14 protein-coding genes are annotated in these 16,539 nt (G+C 50.5%); 11 read left to right on the top strand and 3 right to left on the bottom strand.

Going from position 1 to position 16,539, the window contains the following annotated elements; genetic code table 11:
* Positions 1 to 21 precede the first annotated feature (21 nt).
* Complete coding sequence (locus D8S85_RS07230; protein WP_106480128.1) at positions 22 to 1,422, bottom strand: alpha/beta hydrolase family protein; 1,401 nt, start codon at positions 1,420 to 1,422, stop codon at positions 22 to 24.
* A 172-nt stretch (positions 1,423 to 1,594) separates the two neighbouring features.
* Between D8S85_RS07230 and D8S85_RS07225 the strand changes: the two genes are divergently transcribed.
* Positions 1,595 to 4,888 (top strand): golvesin C-terminal-like domain-containing protein, encoded by a 3,294-nt coding sequence (locus tag D8S85_RS07225; protein ID WP_106480127.1) that lies wholly within the window; start codon positions 1,595 to 1,597, stop codon positions 4,886 to 4,888.
* Here D8S85_RS07225 and D8S85_RS07220 read toward each other — a convergent pair.
* Entirely contained in the window at positions 4,881 to 5,273 is a 393-nt protein-coding gene (locus D8S85_RS07220) for a response regulator (protein ID WP_106625007.1), read from the bottom strand. The genes D8S85_RS07225 and D8S85_RS07220 overlap by 8 nt on opposite strands.
* A 300-nt stretch (positions 5,274 to 5,573) precedes the next feature.
* Here D8S85_RS07220 and ybaK point away from each other — a divergent pair, with 300 nt between their 5' ends.
* The 7 genes from ybaK to D8S85_RS07185 all read left to right on the top strand — a co-directional run bounded on the left by ybaK (position 5,574) and on the right by D8S85_RS07185 (position 13,555).
* Positions 5,574 to 6,050: a Cys-tRNA(Pro) deacylase gene (gene ybaK, locus D8S85_RS07215; protein WP_127074919.1), complete on the top strand. Its 477-nt coding sequence runs from the start codon at positions 5,574 to 5,576 to the stop codon at positions 6,048 to 6,050.
* A gap of 141 nt (positions 6,051 to 6,191) precedes the next feature.
* Positions 6,192 to 6,986, top strand: a complete 795-nt coding sequence (locus D8S85_RS07210) for a metallophosphoesterase family protein (RefSeq protein ID WP_106480125.1) — start codon at positions 6,192 to 6,194, stop codon at positions 6,984 to 6,986.
* Positions 6,967 to 7,626 (top strand): hypothetical protein, encoded by a 660-nt coding sequence (locus D8S85_RS07205; protein WP_106480124.1) that lies wholly within the window; start codon positions 6,967 to 6,969, stop codon positions 7,624 to 7,626. Before D8S85_RS07210 ends, D8S85_RS07205 begins: the two co-directional genes overlap by 20 nt.
* 248 nt (positions 7,627 to 7,874) lie before the next feature.
* A complete protein-coding gene (locus D8S85_RS07200) occupies positions 7,875 to 10,100 on the top strand; it encodes a patatin-like phospholipase family protein (protein WP_106480123.1) in 2,226 nt (741 codons plus the stop codon).
* A 742-nt stretch (positions 10,101 to 10,842) separates the two neighbouring features.
* On the top strand, positions 10,843 to 11,841 hold the full coding sequence (locus D8S85_RS07195; protein ID WP_106625029.1) for an IS110 family RNA-guided transposase: 999 nt from the start codon (positions 10,843 to 10,845) through the stop codon (positions 11,839 to 11,841).
* 266 nt (positions 11,842 to 12,107) lie between these two features.
* Positions 12,108 to 12,656, top strand: a complete 549-nt coding sequence (locus tag D8S85_RS07190) for a hypothetical protein (RefSeq protein WP_106480122.1) — start codon at positions 12,108 to 12,110, stop codon at positions 12,654 to 12,656.
* A gap of 242 nt (positions 12,657 to 12,898) precedes the next feature.
* Positions 12,899 to 13,555 (top strand): hypothetical protein, encoded by a 657-nt coding sequence (locus D8S85_RS07185; protein ID WP_106480121.1) that lies wholly within the window; start codon positions 12,899 to 12,901, stop codon positions 13,553 to 13,555.
* A gap of 162 nt (positions 13,556 to 13,717) precedes the next feature.
* Here D8S85_RS07185 and D8S85_RS07180 read toward each other — a convergent pair whose 3' ends face one another.
* Positions 13,718 to 14,509, bottom strand: coding sequence for a hypothetical protein (locus D8S85_RS07180; protein WP_106480120.1), 792 nt, complete (start codon positions 14,507 to 14,509; stop codon positions 13,718 to 13,720).
* 127 nt (positions 14,510 to 14,636) lie between these two features.
* Between D8S85_RS07180 and D8S85_RS21470 the strand changes: the two genes are divergently transcribed.
* From D8S85_RS21470 to D8S85_RS07170, 3 genes are all read left to right on the top strand, one after another.
* Positions 14,637 to 14,792, top strand: coding sequence for a hypothetical protein (locus D8S85_RS21470; RefSeq protein WP_172726482.1), 156 nt, complete (start codon positions 14,637 to 14,639; stop codon positions 14,790 to 14,792).
* Between the two features lie 113 nt (positions 14,793 to 14,905).
* The gene (locus tag D8S85_RS07175) at positions 14,906 to 15,640 is read left to right on the top strand and encodes a hypothetical protein (RefSeq protein WP_106480119.1); all 735 of its coding nucleotides are present in this window, start codon (positions 14,906 to 14,908) and stop codon (positions 15,638 to 15,640) included.
* Between the two features lie 67 nt (positions 15,641 to 15,707).
* Complete coding sequence (locus D8S85_RS07170; protein ID WP_106480118.1) at positions 15,708 to 16,277, top strand: hypothetical protein; 570 nt, start codon at positions 15,708 to 15,710, stop codon at positions 16,275 to 16,277.
* The last annotated feature ends 262 nt before the right edge of the window (positions 16,278 to 16,539 follow it).

Here is a 16,539-nt window from a genome sequence, read left to right as displayed (position 1 = left end):
AATAAGGCGCTGAAAAGCGCCTTATTTAATATTCTCTCGCAACCAATCCCCCATAATTTGCAACGCCTCCTCAGAAAACACGTCTTCCAGATCGGGAATCTCCTCCCGGGTACACTCTTTACAGCGTTGAAACATATGGTTCAAACCGGGTAATTCCACGATCTTGTACCGCGTATTCCCACCTTTATCCAGCAGTTGCTTGATGGATGCCAAGTTTTCTTTCGCGGGCACCATGATATCTTTGTCCCCGTTTAACGCCAGCACGGGTTGGTGAATGCGAGGGATATAATCTTCCGGATCATAACTGATCATCTCCCTGTACCAGCGTCCTTGTGCTTGACGCAAGTAACGACTGAAAAACATTTCGTCTCTCCCGTCATTAAAATTGACGGCTTTCAGCGTGGCTTCATCCTGTTGTGCCACCCATTGATCGAAAGCCTGCCGCAAAGGAACGTCCAACGGCTCATCCAAAGGTACGGCATGAACTTTGTCAAACAGCGTATTAAAAAGACTCATGAACTGATCAACCCGCTCCGGCGTCATCCCGGGAGTCGTGCGTAAGATAGCGTCATTTTGTAGTTTTAAAATCTGCAGCCCGTCAACGCCCACACCCGCGAGAGAGATAACGAATGCCACATCCGGCGAATCGGCTCCCAACATGAGTGCCACCTGCCCGCCTTCGCTATGTCCGATCACCCCGATGCGCTTGGCGTCTACCTCCGGCCGTTGTTTCAAGTAGTCGATCCCCGCTTGGGCATCCCGAGCAAAATCGCTCGTCGTAGCCTCTTCATATACCCCGTTGGTCTCCCCGGTTCCCCGGTCATCGGTTCGTAGCACGACGAATCCTTGTCGGGTCAGGTAATCCGCGATCTTTAAGAATGGCTTGTGTCCGGAAAAAGTCCCGTCCCGATCCTGTTTCCCGGTTCCGGATATGATAATGGCTGCGGGAAAAGGACCTTTGCCTCGCGGAATCGTCAGCGTGCCTGCCACTTGTATCGAATCACACGATGCGTACCTGACATCTTCGGAACGGTAAGGATAAGGTGGGTGTGGATTTTGTGCAAAATAGACCGGCTGCAGGCTATCGACTTTCCCGAGAGCGAATTCCCGTCTCTTCCCGTAGGTCGTTACTTCTGCTTGAATAGAATCCTTGCCGGAACGGAAGAAACCTTCAAAGCGAATATTCTCCCGGTTAAAGATAGCGAGAATACCCTCGTCCGAAAGTACAAGCGTGTCGGCTTTTGCCTTCTCAACCCATTGTTCCGGAAGTGATAGGAAAGCTTGAGACGTCCCGTCCGGTGTGGTTTCTAACTCGATAAATACTCGTTTACTACCGGATTGCCCTTGCCACGCGTGAGGCGAAGAGGTACATCCGATCAGCGTAATGGAAAATAACAGTGCGATTGTTTTGAAATGTAACATACAGTTTTAATTTTAGTTCTCCCTCAAAACATCCAACTGCCTGAAAAGTGTCACTCGGCCTGTGAAATTCTTCCCGTAAAACTACCCCCTCCAACTCCCCCCCCCCCCCCCTTTGCAATCTCCCCAAGAAAGCATACCTTTGTCCAAAATTATCACACGTAAAACAACACCTATGTCATTTGAAAATACACCCCTGGTAGCCCGTTACGAGCGGCGCCTGATCATAAGAAACAAATTGTTTTGGATATTCGCCTTTTGCGTGATCATCGGCATCACGCTTTCGCACTGGATATGGCAAGGGGAGGGATTAGGCAGCTCGCGGTGGTTAAACAGAGCTTTGCCCTCGTTCATCCCTTTTTGGAATGCTTGGTTTTATAACCTGCTGCAAGGCATCATCGTGATTTTCATCGGCATCGACTTCGTGTGGAGAGACCGGCGCTTGGAAACGAATGCTGTGTTCTCAGCCCGTCCGGTGACCAACCTGGCTTACCAAACGGGAAAAGTATTGGGAATCGTGGAAGTTTGCTTGATACTGAACCTCATCACGATGGCCTTGGGAATAACCTTCCATCTCCTGTTCGGTGAACCGGGAACATTTCAATTGAAAATTTACCTCGTCTACCTCTTCCTGCTCACCTTGCCCACCTTATCCTTCGTCTTGGGCATAGCTTTAATCGTGGCCAACCGGGTAAAAAACCATCCCTTGGCCATCTTGATACTACTCTCCCTCTTCGCCGCCTTTTACTTCGGTACCGCGGACTTACTGTGGGGAACCGTCGACCCCTGGGGACGCGTGCAGCCGCTATTATTCTCGGATGTGACGGGAATGACCCGCCCGGTGTGGTTGATCTTGCAACGGGGCATGTTCCTTCTCCTGGGCCTGGGACTCATCACGCTTGCCACGGGAATGATGCCGCGCCTCTCCGAGCGGCCCGCTACCCTGTGGAAAGTGAGAGCCGGGGGAGGAGCGTTGATACTGCTCGGCCTCGTGCTGGGAGGAACCTATTACGCCCAATTCCACGAAATCAACAGCCGCAGAGCCACCTACCGGGATATATTCCAAAAATATGTAGACATAAAAGGCACTCGCGTGAAAACACACGATATCTACTTCCGCCAAGAAGGAAATAAAATGATAGGGGAGAGCACCCTGCTCTTGGCAAACGAAGGCCCGCAACCCTTGCCGACCCCCGTGCTCTACCTGAACCCGGGACTACGCGTAACAGCCTTACGGGGGCATGACAACGAAGAGTTGCCTTACCACCGGGAAAGCCAAGCGATTATCTTGCAAACACCCCTGCCTCCCGGCGAGGAAACTCTTGTACGCCTAACCTACGAGGGGCCGATTGACGAGGCCGTTTGTTTCCCCGATTTCACGGACGAGGAGTTTCATGACACCCGCTTGCGGTGCTTCTTCCGGGGATACGATTCGCGATTCCGGCACGGAAGATGTTTTGCCCGTGTTGGGGACAACTACACGTTGCTCTTCCCGGAATGCTTGTGGTACCCCGTTGCCATTCCCCCCGTGAACGTGAACACCCCCTTGGCCCGGCAGTATGATTTCACCCGTTACCGCCTGAAAGTCGGGAATGTCGGGCAGCGGGTGGCTATTTCGCAAGGGAAAATGACAACCAATGGCGACACCGCCATCTTCACCAACCACCAACCCTTGCCCTCCCTAACCCTCGCGATCGGAACGTACGAACGCGAGGCCATCGTCTTGGACTCCTTGACCCTTGAATTGTATTATTTCCCCGGGCATGACTTCTTCACGCGGGACTACACCTGCCTGAAAGACTCCGCCCGACTCCTCTTGGAAGATCCGGTAAGCCAGATCCGGGAGATAAAAGGAGGGGATTACCCTTACCGCAAATTTACCTTGGTCGAAACACCGGCGAATTTCGTCCCCCACTCGCGGAAAGGCCTCACGGGGAGTGAATTCGTTCAACCGGAGATCCAGTTTTACCCCGAGAACATGTACCTCGGGTATTACATGCACGTGGGCTTATGGCCGGGAAGCGAGGATGAAAGAACCCGTTTCGAACTCGAGATGGAAGAACTCCGCAACGTGTTCGTCATAAACTTACTCGCGGGCGTCTTTGATTGTTCGGCCCAGTTCGGCGATTTCATGGGCGTGCTGCAATCCGACCAATACCCGGGCTTTGGCGCCATCGTCAACGATTTGGCCAAGGTCGACTTCTTCAACGGGCCGATGGTCTACATAGGAGAGGAAGTCAGTGATTCCGAAATCATCACCTATTGGCAGGAAAAATCCATGCGGGAGGCTTTCGCGGACCAGGAAGTAGAAGGAGATCGATTACAAACACTGCTGAGAAAAAAGTATAGATTGATACAAAAACACCTGCAAGCCCTCGTCGGGGAGCGGGAATTATTCCATTTCATGAAGCAATTCAAGCAAAACCATCTCTTCGCCTACCCGCCATTCGAACAACTTGAGCGGGAATTTAACGCTCGTTTCCACGTCAACCTCCGGGAAATCCTGGATTACTATTACGACAGCAAAGAACTACCGGCATTATTCCTCCGGGACATGAAAGTCGAATTATACGAAGAAGGCGAGGAGGCTAAAAACATCGGCAGTTGCAAAATATACAACCCTACATCCTCCCCGGCCGTAGTGACGCTTAGCGTGGCAACCTACTCCATGGGCGACAACGAACACGGCTCCGGCCTCCGTAACTATCTGATCCCCGGGCACACGTGCAAAGAAATCCGGGCCGATCTGGGTACGCGCAATATGTTCGCCCTGGAAATGAACCTCAGCCAGAACCTTCCCGGTGAACGAACCTTGGAATGGACCTCGTCCGAGAACATACCCAAGACGCGCGACGCGGAAACGGGCATTTGGGATACGGACAGCACCCTCTTCACTCGCGAAGAACCGGGAATAGTGGTGACTGCCGAGGACCCCGGTTTTAGCATTCACGAGAAAAACCGGAAGGGAAAACTGGCCGCTTACCTTTCCACCGAACAGCACGGGAAAAAATATCATTACATCTACGACCACGATCGTTGGACCCTAGTCCTGGATCCCCAATGCTACGGCGATATCGTGAAAAGCGCTTACTACAAAATGGCCGGAGCCGGGAAATCCCAAGTGGAATGGAAAGTGAACGTGGAGACCCCCGGGAAATACGAAGTGTTTGCCTACCTCCCGAACGTGGAAGCCACCTCCGCCCGTAAAGTTTTTATCGGGGGAGCCCGACTTTTTTACCGGGTGACCTCCGCCGACGACGTCACCGACGTGGAATTGTTTTTGGATGACGAGCAACCGGGATGGATCTCCTTGGGAGTGTTCAACTTCGATCGCGGTGAATACAGCGTCTTCTTAAGCGATCGCGGCGGTGATTCTTTGTCCCGCGACAATAATGATACTCGCGGATGGGATGGCGAATCCGTGCAATTCATCTTTGCCAATGCCGTGAAATGGGTTCCGGTTAAATAGAATCGTGATGCTCCTTGATCGAAAGCAGGAGCGAAATAGTGCTTGTTAATTCATGAATATCCACGGGTTTCGTCACGTAAGCATTACACCCGCACGCGTAAGCCGTTCGCCTGTCCTGCTCGAAAGCGTGGGCGCTGACAGCAATAATCGGAACCTCCTCGTCTATCTCCCGGATGGCTTGCATGGCAGTAAGCCCATCCAAGCGGGGCATTTTGATATCCATCAATATGATATCGGGAGAAGAATTCTTGAATAGCCGGACCGCCTCAATACCGTCGCGTGCGTGGATAATCTGGTAATCTCGTTTTAATAGGGCGAACAAAAGCAAATAGTTGCTTTCGTTATCTTCTGCAATAAGAATAAGCGGCTGTATCTCTAACTTCATGAAGTGTTTCGTGCTATTTGTGTGGCAATATTGCGCGTTCATTAAATGAACGTTTAATAATATCTCATATACCTAAGTGCCAATAAAATGCGGATTGTTAATTCCCATCTCGCTTTCTAATTGATCTTGAGAATTTTAAAAATAAGCAATATAGCTAGTATGAAGTTAAAAAAATACGTACATTTACACACTCAATAAACGTTCGTTTAATGATACAACTTTCATATCAGAAATCGCCCGTACTTCACCTCAATTCCCCGGTGATTCATTACTTTTGCATGGAAGTAAAAACGTGTAGAAATGAAAGCCAAGATAAACAAAACCAACGCCGCTCGTTTGCTCGATAAAGCGAAAATCCCCTACGAGCTCATCCCTTACGAGGTAGATGAAAATGATTTGGCTGCCACTCACGTGGCGGCACAACTGGGCGAGAACATCGAACAGGTATTCAAAACCTTAGTGCTACACGGGGATCGAAATGGCTATTTCGTCTGTGTCATCCCGGGTGATCACGAACTGGACTTAAAAGTGGCAGCCAAAGAATCCGGGAACAAGAAAGCAGATTTGATCCCGATGAAAGAATTATTGCCCGTTACCGGCTACATCCGGGGAGGATGCTCACCCATCGGCATGAAAAAAGAATTCCCCACCTTCATTCACGCTAGCTGCCTGAAGTTCGAATACATCTACATCAGCGCCGGCATCCGGGGCCTACAAATCCGCCTGAACCCCAAAGACCTAATCTCCTACACCCGTGCTACACTCCTCCCGGCCTAACCCCCAATCCGCGTAGTATTCCACCCTCCCCCTGTGCAAGGGGGAGTCGGAGGGGGTAGCCCCTGTGTTCCATTCCCCCAACTCCCCCCCAAATAATTTGGTCTGCTTTTTGCATTACCGAAAACATAAACTGGATATTGCATGAAAAAAGTAATTTTGTATGGCATACTACTCCTCCTATATCGGTGTGATTTAATCGAATACCACCCGTATGACGTCCGTTTACACGGGCAAACGGGTATAAACGCGAAAAACATCGCCCGTATAGAAGAGAGCTGCAAGGGAAAAGACACCCTGCGCTTCGTGTTAATGGGCGACAGCCAGCGCTGGTACGACGAAACGGAAGCCTTCGTGAAAGCCCTCAACAACCGGGACGACGTCGACTTCGTGATCCATGGCGGCGACATCTCCGATTTCGGCTTGACGAAAGAATTCCTCTGGGTGCGTGACATCATGGAAAAACTGAAAGTGCCTTACGTGGCCCTGCTCGGGAACCACGACATCCTCGGCAACGGGATGGACGTGTTCCTGAAAGTGTACGGGGACGAAAACTTCTCCTTCCGGGCGGGGAACACCAAATTCATCTGCCTGAACACCAATGCTCTGGAATTCGACTACTCGCACCCCGTGCCCGACTTCACCTTCATGTACAACGAACTGCAGGACACGGTGGGCTGCCCCCGCACGATTCCGGTCATGCACGTGCAACCCTTCAACGTCGAATTCAACAACAACGTGGCCCGCGGCTTTCACCTCCTGTTACAGGAATTCCCGGGAATGGAGTTCTGCTTGCACGCGCACAGTCACTCGCTGCTTCATGAAGAACTATTCAACGACGGGATCCCGTACATCGGTTGCGCCGCCATGAAAGACAAAAACTACCTGTTATTCACTTTAACTCCGGGAGGATACGCGTATGAAGTGGTCTATTATTAGGGTCGGCATCGTGGCCCTCTTCATGGGTATGACAACCATCGTGTCGGGAATGACGGAGGACGACCGGGCGCAACGACGGGCAGAACGCCACCAGCGTAAATTGCAGCAGTACCGCTCCGGGTGGAACCGTCTGATCCCGAAATACCAGAACATACAATATGCCGGATCCATGGGATTCCTCTCCCTCGGCGTCGGCTGGGATTACGGTCGAGAAAAGCAATGGGAAACGGAAATCATGTTCGGCCTCGTACCTCGTTTTTCTTCCAACAAGGCAAAAGTAACCTTCACCTTGAAACAAAACTACGCGCCCTGGGAACTCCCTCTCGGCGGCAAATGGTGGCTGGAACCCCTCGTGACGGGCTTGTACATGAACACCATCCTCTCCGATGACTTCTGGGTAAAGGAACCGGAAAAATACCCGAATAACTACTATAAATTCTCCACCCGCGTACGCTTCCACGTCTTCGCCGGCCAGCGAATAGCCATCGATCTCGGGCCTCATTCCCCCTTCCGCCGCGTCACGGCATTTTACGAACTGAGCACCTGCGACCTCTACATCATCAGCAGCGCCACGAACAAATACGTGAAAACGTGGGACATCCTCAGCCTCTCCTTTGGCGTGAAGTTACATATCCTGTAATAATTTCTCGTATATTTGTTGAATCATATAAAACCGAATAGCATTATGATTTTAGATTTTGGATTTATGATTTATGATTTCCACCCACGGAGCCAACGCTTTAACTACCCCCTCCAACTCCCCCTTGCACAGGGGGAGAGACGAACGCGAGAAGACGCTTCAATGTTACAATGTAGCTTGTCCTCCCCCTTTCCAAGGGGGAGCCAGAGGGGGTTCATTCTAAATTCTAAACTCTAAATTCTACATTAATGAAACATCTGCCACTCCCCAGCCCCGCGACTTCCCGCATCCCGACCCTCCGACGCCTCCTCTGCCTCGGCTTGTTGCTACTACTCGTACCCCTCGCCGCAGAGGCACAGCGGAAAAAAGTGGGTGTCGTCCTGAGCGGTGGGGGAGCGAAAGGCGTGGCACACATCGGCGTGTTGCAAGTGTTGGAAAAAGCGGGCATCCCCGTGGATGTCATCGTGGGTACCAGCATGGGCTCCATCGTGGGCGGACTCTACGCCATCGGTTACTCGGCCGACCAACTGGACAGCCTCGTGCGCGTGCAGGACTGGATGTTCCTCCTAAGCGATAAAGTGAACCGCTACGACCTCCCGTTCGGGGAAAAGGAACAGGACGGCAAGTACCTCCTTTCCCTCCCTTTTGACCGGGGGAAAAAGCGTCCCTCGGGATTCATCAGCGGGCAAAACGTCTACAACCTCTTCTCCGACCTCACCGTCGGCTACCACGACTCCCTCGACTTCCTGCAACTGCCCATCCCCTTTGCCTGCGTGGCGGCGGACCTCTTCCAACGCGAAGAGATCGTGATGACCAGCGGGAACCTCGTGCAGGCCATGCGGGCGAGTATGGCCATCCCCGGTGTCTTTACCCCGGTGCGAACGGGCAACCGCGTGCTGGTGGACGGGGGTATACTGAACAATTTCCCGACAGACGTGGCCCGCCGCCTGGGTGCCGAAATCGTCATCGGGGTCGACGTCCAGGCCGATTTGATGAAGGAAGACAAGCTGGCGTCCGTCTCCGGCGTGATACCGCAAATCATCAACCTCCTCTGCATGAACAAGCACGAGGAAAACGTGCAACTTGCCGACCTCGTCATTCGTCCCGACGTGAAAGGCTACTCGGCCGCCAGTTTCAGCGCCCGCTCCATCGACTCGCTACTCGCCCGGGGAAAAGTGGCTGCCCTGCAACAATGGCCCGCGATCATGCAGGTAAAAGAATTGATCGGGAAACCCGAACGCTCGGGCCGCGAGATGCCCCAAGCCCCCCGACCGGATAAAATCCCCATCCGGAACATCATCATCCGCGGCCTCTCCCCGCGCGAGGAGGAATGGGTGCGCCGGAAAATGCGGATCGAGGAAAACAGCGAGATCACCTTGCACGACATCCATCGCGAGATAGCCACCCTGTACGGCACGAAAGCATTCGCGGCCGTGAACTACCGCCTGCTGGGGACCGTCCCCCGCGACCTAGAGCTCACCCTGCAATCCAACCCCATGAGCACGCTGAACGTCGGCTTCCGCTTCGACACGGAGGACATGGCGGCCCTCCTGTTCAACACGACCTTAAACAACCGGGGCCTGCGCGGCTCGCAACTCGCCCTGACCGGACGCTTGAGCAAGAACCCTTACGTGAAACTGGAATATTCCCTGGAAAACACCTTCCTGCGCGGCTTCAACCTCGCCTACCTCTTCCGCTACAATGACGTGAACTACTACCGGAAGGGGCGCAAGACGAATAACGTGACCTATCGTTACCACATGGGCGAGCTGGGATTATCCAGCCTCTACCTGCGGAACTTCAAATTCAAAGTGGGATTGCGCTACGAGTATTTCGACTACAACTCCCTGCTTTTCTCCAACGAGGACGAGGTCATGAGCGTCCGCCCCGAGGGCTTTTTCAGCTATTACGGGGTGGCGGAACTGGACACCTACGATCGTCGCTTTTATCCCACCCGGGGCATCTCCCTGCAGGCGGCCTACTCGCTGTACACGGACAACCTGGCCACGTACGACGGGGGATCGCCCTTCTCCGCCCTCTCGATTCGCTTCCGCCCGGTGCTTTCCCTTTCCGACCGCTTGAAAATGCTCCCCTCCGCGTACGGGCGGGTGCTGATCGGTCACGATCCCGCCTACTCCTATCTGAACCAACTCGGGGGCACGGAATTCGGACGCTACAACGCGCAACAGATGCCTTTCGCGGGAATCAACCGCGTGGAGGTCTTCGAGAACGCCGTCATCGTGGGTCGCTTGCAACTCCGCCAGCGCATGGGCCACAAGCACTACCTCTCCCTTACCGGCAACTATGCCCTGCAGGACGACAACTTCTTCGACCTCTTCGGCCGTAAAGGTATATGGGGTGGGGGCATCGGGTATTCCCGCGACTCGATGCTGGGACCGATTGATCTGATCTTCAGTTTCTCCGACTGGTCGGAAAAGGTGGAGTTTTATTTTAACCTAGGGTTTTATTTTTAATTTAGAATTTAGAATTTAAAATTTAGATTGAACCCCCTCTGGCTCCCCCTTGGGAAGGGGGAGAAACGGACGCGAGCAACCGCCTCAATGTAACAGCACCGCGCGTCCTCCCCGGAGAAACGGACGCACTCCCCCTCAATGCCACAGCACCGCCCATCCTCCCCCCAGGGAAACGGACGCACTCCCCCTCAATGCCACAGCACCGCCCATCCTCCCCCCAGGGAAACGGACGCACTCCCCCTCAATGCCACAGCACCGCCCATCCTCCCCCCAGGGAAACGGACGCACTCCCCCTCAATGCCACAGCACCGCCCATCCTCCCCCCAGGGAAACGGACGCACTCCCCCTCAATGCCACAGCACCGCCCATCCTCCCCCCAGGGAAACGGACGCACTCCCCCTCAATGCCACAGCACCGCCCATCCTCCCCCCAGGGAAACGGACGCACTCCCCCCCAATGCCACAGCACCGCCCATCCTCCCCCTGTGTAACCTTAGCTTTGTATCATGAAAAGTAAATGGAATAAAAAAGTAATATTTATATTTGTAAAGTATGAACTAATTTGAAAGAAAGGAAACCGAGGTGTGAACCGTGAGCTGTGTTTGAAAACAGCTTCATCCCCCTATTTGGACACCTTGGCTTTCTTGAACGGGGACCTGTATAAGAAATTAACTTTCTTGTTGTTAAGGTTTTTAGGTGACGTTCAATATCCTTTCCCTCTTCAAATTGCTAAACACAAAGATATGGAAAACTTTTATTTTATCGGGGTAGACGTTAGTAAAAAGAAACTTGATTTTTGCGTGTTGCTAAACGGCACGATAGTTCTTGAAGAAGTAGTAAACAATAACATCCCGTCGATACGTCGTTTCCTGGAAACGTTCTTGGTTGATTTTAAAACCTCGATCGATAACCTGCTAGTCTGTGCCGAGCACACGGGGCAGTACACCTTCCCCCTGTCAATCGCTTGCCAGTCTCTCTCTTGTGGTTTATGGCTTGAAAATCCAGCGCAGATCAAGTATTCTTCGGGCTTCTCACGTGGGAAGAATGACAAGGTCGATGCTCACCGAATCGCTCGCTACGCCTCTCGTTTCAGTGACAACGCTCGTTATTACCAGCGTCCTCGGGAAGAGATCGAGCGCCTCAAGCAGTTAAGGAACGAGCAAGACCTTTACAAGTCGGACTTGGCCAAGTACAAGGGGCAACTCTCCGACCAACGAGAGTTCATGCTTGATCGAGTCTATCAAGAGAAGGCTCAAAGACTGGAACGGTTGATAGAAGAGCTGGAAAAATTGATCAAAGATATCGATCTACTCGTCGAGACAATTATCCGTTCCTGCCGTGTTCTCTGGCGTCAGCGGGAGTTGTTGCTATCAGTCGAGGGGGTTGGGCCGAGTGTCGCCCTTTGCTTGATCATCGAGACAGAAGCGTTCACGCGCTTCGATGATCCCCGCAAGTTCGCCTGTCATGCCGGGGTAGCACCTTTCCGTTACACCTCGGGAAGCAGTCAACATTCCAGGAACAAGGTATCCCAGCGGGCGAACAAGCAAATCAAGACGTTGTTACACATGGCTGCCTTGTCGATCACGGGAAGGAAGTCTGGTGAGTTAAAGGCGTATTACGAGAGAAAGGTTAAGGAAGGAAAGAACAAGATGACGGTCATTAACGCGATCAGGGCAAAGCTGATCGCGAGAATGTTTGCTGTCATCAAAAAAGATCAATTTTATACCCCTGTTTATTCATGAAATATTTGCATAAATCATAAGAATAGGGAGAGTTAGAGGGGGTAGTTGGGAAAGCTAAAAACTAAAAGTGTGTAGCCCCGTGCGGCCGGAATCATAAATCTAAAATCCTAAATCCATTCTCTGTCAGCTCATTTTAGATAAATAGTAAGGACAAAGTCTTCCCCGCTCAACTTGGATATTGTAATTGTCATGATTTTATTTATTTTTGTTACATTCATTTTAAATACTAGCAACAGGAACCATGAAAAAAAAGAAATGAAAATATCATGAAATTATTATTACTACTATTTTTAATACCGGTACTAAAGGTTTCAGAGCTAAACCAACCCTTGTACTCCAGTATCTCTAATGACACTATAATGGGTAAACAAGCTAGTTACTGTTACATGAAAGATACTAGAATAACCACGATCATTAGAAACGTTAACAATGTAGACACGAGCGAACATGTTTATTTTGATAATGGAGAAGTTGTTTCCTGGGCAAGATTTGTGGCAAGGCCCATTAAATTTACCCAAGAAGAGCTTCACTCTGTGTTTAGAAAAAATCTTACCGACAGCGAATGGGATTGTATCAAGGGTAAAGTGGGATTTTTTTTACAAATTTGGGTTGTCGCGGATAAGAAAGGAAATCCGGTTGAACTTGAGTTCACGGTAAGAAACACCGACCCCGTATTTCTTAAAATGACCCCGGATAGGTTGTTCCAGATAGAACAAGAATTGAAACAACTATTGAAAACAGAAATAGCGGAAGACGAGCATGATATAAAGAATGTAAAACATATCGTCATGGTTTCTTACCAAGATTTGAAATAATATCAAATCAGATTTATAGAATATTATTATATCAGAATGAAAAATATCACCTCATGGTGCAGAAGGTACAGATACAAATTTTGTATGAAGCATTTTTGACTGATTCTCGTACAAGTACACCTCACTCAACATGAACAAATACAATTTAATATTACTCGTTTTTCTCGCTCAATTGGGGAATTGTCATTTTTATGATTTACACAACCAGCAAGACCAGTCACCAATAATTAATAACTAAAGCCATGAAATTGATACTAGGAATTTTAATTTTATTATTTTCCTCGCTAAACGATGGGACATTCAGTGTAAAAGAAAAATTGCAACGTACACCATATGCAGAACTACCCTTTGAATGCATAAGGAGAGCACCTTGGGGTAAGCCAGGCTATGCTATAACGAAAGAAGAATACGAGCACCTACCTGTCTTCACTTACGCGAACTTGGGATTGACGGAACGCAACGATTATGACGAAGAAGTTACAATCTTTCGGAAATTTGCTTCGGACTTCGATAATTATTGTATTGTCGCGTTGGAAATAGGTGTTTCTGATCCGGGAAAACAATTGCTAGTCACGTACGACAACAATGGTAAATTGATAGATTTCTTGGAAGCTGGAATTTATGACGGGGGCACAGAAAATCGTTTGTGTTTAAAACAATGGAGAATAGATACCAATAGAAAAATCATGGTGACATGGATAAAAGCGTTAACTGGAAAAGAATGGAATATAACAAAAGATTTTTCTTCCATACAAGGACAACGTATCGATTGCCATTATCAAATTGATAAAAATGGAAAGTTTTATAAAGTAAAAGAAATTATATATCAAGCGAAGAACTATCCCATGAGTTATCTTAGAAGTGACAAAAATTTGTGGGAGGGTGACGAGAGTTTTTAACTTTTAGCTTCCCGACTACCCCTCCGACTCCCCCTTACACAGGGGGAGAGACTACCGCGAGAACGCGCTTCAATGTAACAATGAAGCCCATCCTCCCCCTTCTCAAGGGGGAGCCAGAGGGGGTTCAATCATAAATCAAAAATCATAAATCAAAAATCCAACTCATTCTCCCAGCCTGGAGTGAACCGAATTGGACGTGATTTTCCCGTCGGCGGTCATGGCCAGGCTGTAGACGTGGATGTTTTCCGGCTTGACGAAGGAAGGGATGGCGATGGAGGTTATGCCACCATCGCCTCTGTCGCGTAGTTGCTTGACGAGGGCGAAATGGTCGTCGGGGCTGTAGATAACGGTGTACACGCGGTCGTTCGTCCAGCAGTAGGCACCCTCGTAAACGTTGGCTACCTGCGTGAGGGTAATGTTGTACATCTCGCCCTCCTCGGCGGTCACGGCGGGGGTGTCCGCGTCGGAGAGGGGCGTCACACGTGACTGGAAGCTGGTCTTCTCGGCGAGGATCTGCTTGCGGCTCATGTTGGTCCGGTTGGCGTTCACGGATGGAGCGAGCAACGGTCCGGCGGCGAAAAGGACGCGCGTCCAGTCGATCTCGCTGGTGTACTCCTCGTTGGCTTTTTTCTTCGGGTTGACGGGCGTGTCGGGGTTAATCTTCGTGGTGGTCAACACGCCCTCGCGTTTCTTGTTGACGCTCGTGAAGCGATTGGCCCATTTCGTTCCGTTCGAGTCGCGGGGGAAGGTCACGCGGAGCACCGGGTTCAGGTACCGTACCTCCGTGTTGAGAGCCGAGAATCCCGACGCGTTGATTTTCTGTTCCTCGTTCAAGGGCGCTTGCTTGCTGTTCTTGGCGCGGCAACCGACTTCGCCGTTGCCTAAATTGGAGAAAACCTCGTTAGCGACTTTCCCGCTCTTCTGGTAAAAGTTGGTGGATTTTATTCGTGCCATACTTTCAGATATTAGTTGAATATTTCAAAAGGCCTTTCCCCACGCATCGAGGAAAGAACGAGATAAAGGTAGGACCCTTTTTCGACTTGGACAAGGAAAAATAAATTTATTTTTAATAAAATTTAACATGTTTTATATGTCGTCCGCCGATGAAGAGATGGGTGACGGACGTTTGGCATACAAAAGGCTAGCTATCTTCGTGATAGGTCAACTGTTCGTTCTGTTAGTTACCGGTAAGTTACCGGAAAGTCACCGGAAAGTCACCGGAAAGTTACCGGAGTAGTTCGGTGACTTATCGTTCACGATTTGGTAATTACCCTAAAAAATTGTAAACTTGACATGAAGGTGTGATTAAGCATTATTGGAGGTTTATTAAATCATTTAAGAGGAGGCAGCATGAGCAAGAAAAAGAAGAAGAAAAAAAAGAAAATGACGTCACCGTTCCGGCAACCGTCGACCACCCGTTCCGGTGGCATCACGACTTATTACCGGAAGGGCAAGGAATGTCAGTGTGCCAGCAAGCGACCCGCCGGGTCGACGGAGGCGCGCGATCGGCGTCACGCCAACCGATCGGCAAGGCAACAATTGCTGACGAATGTTTTCAAGTTTGTTGATAGGCTCGTGAAAACCCTCCTGCGGAAGCTCGCGGAAGCCAATTCGTGGGTACCTTTCGCCAAGGATACTTCCATGAGCGCGCCTAATTTATGCCACAAGGTGAACGCTTCGGCCTGTGGCGAGCATGGGGTGGAGAATTTTCGGGCATTCATGTTCAGCGTCGGGTGGCTTGCCGTGCCGCTTTATACCCGCGTGTGCCGCGACGGGTGGACGTTTACCCTCGAATGGCGCCGCCACGGGATTCTCGACGAGGCGAGGGACGGCGACACGCTGATCATGGGCTATTTTTACGACTGCCTGCCGGACGCGCCACGCGTGCTTTACCTGCCCGCCGTGACCCGCGGCGACGGGACGGCCACGTTCACGCTACCCGATCCCGCGGGACCGGGCGGGGAGCCTCTTTCCCCGGAGACGGTGGTGCATATTTATCCTTATTTCAAGTGCCCGGACGTGGAGGAGTACACTCGTTCCATCTATTTGCGTGTTGCGCCCGGGGCGGAGGAGGTGCTGGGGTAGGGAAGGGTCCCCCCGGGAATGTTTTAACGATACGGTTATGAAAGAATTTAAGCTAAAAGAATAGAATATGAAAAATAGTAGGTTCGGTTGTTTTGTTTGTTTGGTCGGGTTATTGGGGGGGGTGTCTTGTGAGGCAAGAAAGGAGCGTGTAAAGGTTCAAGGGGAGATGAATCAGGAGGGGGGTAGGGATAAGGTTTATGAGGCTGTTTTTGTACTGGATAGATTCAAAAAGATGATTTCGGTGACATGTGTTTCAGAGGAGGTAATATATCCGCGGTATTACGGGGGAACGTATATTAATGACGCGGGGAAGCCCGTGATTTTGACGACAGATACTACCAAGAGGGAGTTGATAAGAAAGCTCGCGGGATGTGACGAGGTTGTTGTATTGCCATGTGCGATTTCGTATCGGTATTTGAAGGACGTGGATGACAAGATAAAATCTTGTTTGGGTGATAGGCCTGGGTTAATAGAAAAGGTGGGTATAAATACTTTTGGGATATTGACGGATAAGAATTGTGTGGATGTATCTTTGGTGTGTTGTACTCCTGAAAAAGTGGAGTTATTTAAGTCTCTAGTTGTTGATGATCCATGTATTACGTTTAGTGAGAATGTTTCGCGGGTGGTTTTGCAATAAAGAGAGAGATTGGATTTTGGATTTATGATTTGGGATTTATGATTGAACCCCCTCTAACTCCCCCTTGGGAAGGGGGAGAAACGGACGCGAGAAACTGCCGCAATGTAACAGCGCTGCGCCTCCTCCCCGGGAGAAACGAACGCGAGAAATTGCCGCAATGTAACAGTGCAGCATGTTCTCCCCCTGTGTAAGGGGGAGTCAGAGGGGGTAGTTGTCGCGTCAGCCTTGTGCGGCTGGAATCATAAATCATAAATCATAAATC

Source organism: Butyricimonas faecalis, assembly GCF_003991565.1.
Taxonomy (GTDB): Bacteria; Bacteroidota; Bacteroidia; order Bacteroidales; family Marinifilaceae; genus Butyricimonas; species Butyricimonas faecalis.
The sequence above is the reverse complement of the archived record's forward strand: the minus strand, read 5'-3'. Positions and strand labels throughout refer to the sequence as shown.

Excerpts from the sequence above, each read along its gene's own strand:
- D8S85_RS07230 (WP_106480128.1), bottom strand. The coding sequence starts at position 1,422 with ATGTTACATTTCAAAACAATCGCACTGTTATTTTCCATTACGCTGATC.
- D8S85_RS07225 (WP_106480127.1), top strand. The coding sequence starts at position 1,595 with ATGTCATTTGAAAATACACCCCTGGTAGCCCGTTACGAGCGGCGCCTG.
- D8S85_RS07220 (WP_106625007.1), bottom strand. The coding sequence starts at position 5,273 with ATGAAGTTAGAGATACAGCCGCTTATTCTTATTGCAGAAGATAACGAA.
- ybaK (WP_127074919.1), top strand. The coding sequence starts at position 5,574 with ATGAAAGCCAAGATAAACAAAACCAACGCCGCTCGTTTGCTCGATAAA.
- D8S85_RS07210 (WP_106480125.1), top strand. The coding sequence starts at position 6,192 with ATGAAAAAAGTAATTTTGTATGGCATACTACTCCTCCTATATCGGTGT.
- D8S85_RS07205 (WP_106480124.1), top strand. The coding sequence starts at position 6,967 with ATGAAGTGGTCTATTATTAGGGTCGGCATCGTGGCCCTCTTCATGGGT.
- D8S85_RS07200 (WP_106480123.1), top strand. The coding sequence starts at position 7,875 with ATGAAACATCTGCCACTCCCCAGCCCCGCGACTTCCCGCATCCCGACC.
- D8S85_RS07195 (WP_106625029.1), top strand. The coding sequence starts at position 10,843 with ATGGAAAACTTTTATTTTATCGGGGTAGACGTTAGTAAAAAGAAACTT.
- D8S85_RS07190 (WP_106480122.1), top strand. The coding sequence starts at position 12,108 with ATGAAATTATTATTACTACTATTTTTAATACCGGTACTAAAGGTTTCA.
- D8S85_RS07185 (WP_106480121.1), top strand. The coding sequence starts at position 12,899 with ATGAAATTGATACTAGGAATTTTAATTTTATTATTTTCCTCGCTAAAC.
- D8S85_RS07180 (WP_106480120.1), bottom strand. The coding sequence starts at position 14,509 with ATGGCACGAATAAAATCCACCAACTTTTACCAGAAGAGCGGGAAAGTC.
- D8S85_RS21470 (WP_172726482.1), top strand. The coding sequence starts at position 14,637 with ATGTTTTATATGTCGTCCGCCGATGAAGAGATGGGTGACGGACGTTTG.
- D8S85_RS07175 (WP_106480119.1), top strand. The coding sequence starts at position 14,906 with ATGAGCAAGAAAAAGAAGAAGAAAAAAAAGAAAATGACGTCACCGTTC.
- D8S85_RS07170 (WP_106480118.1), top strand. The coding sequence starts at position 15,708 with ATGAAAAATAGTAGGTTCGGTTGTTTTGTTTGTTTGGTCGGGTTATTG.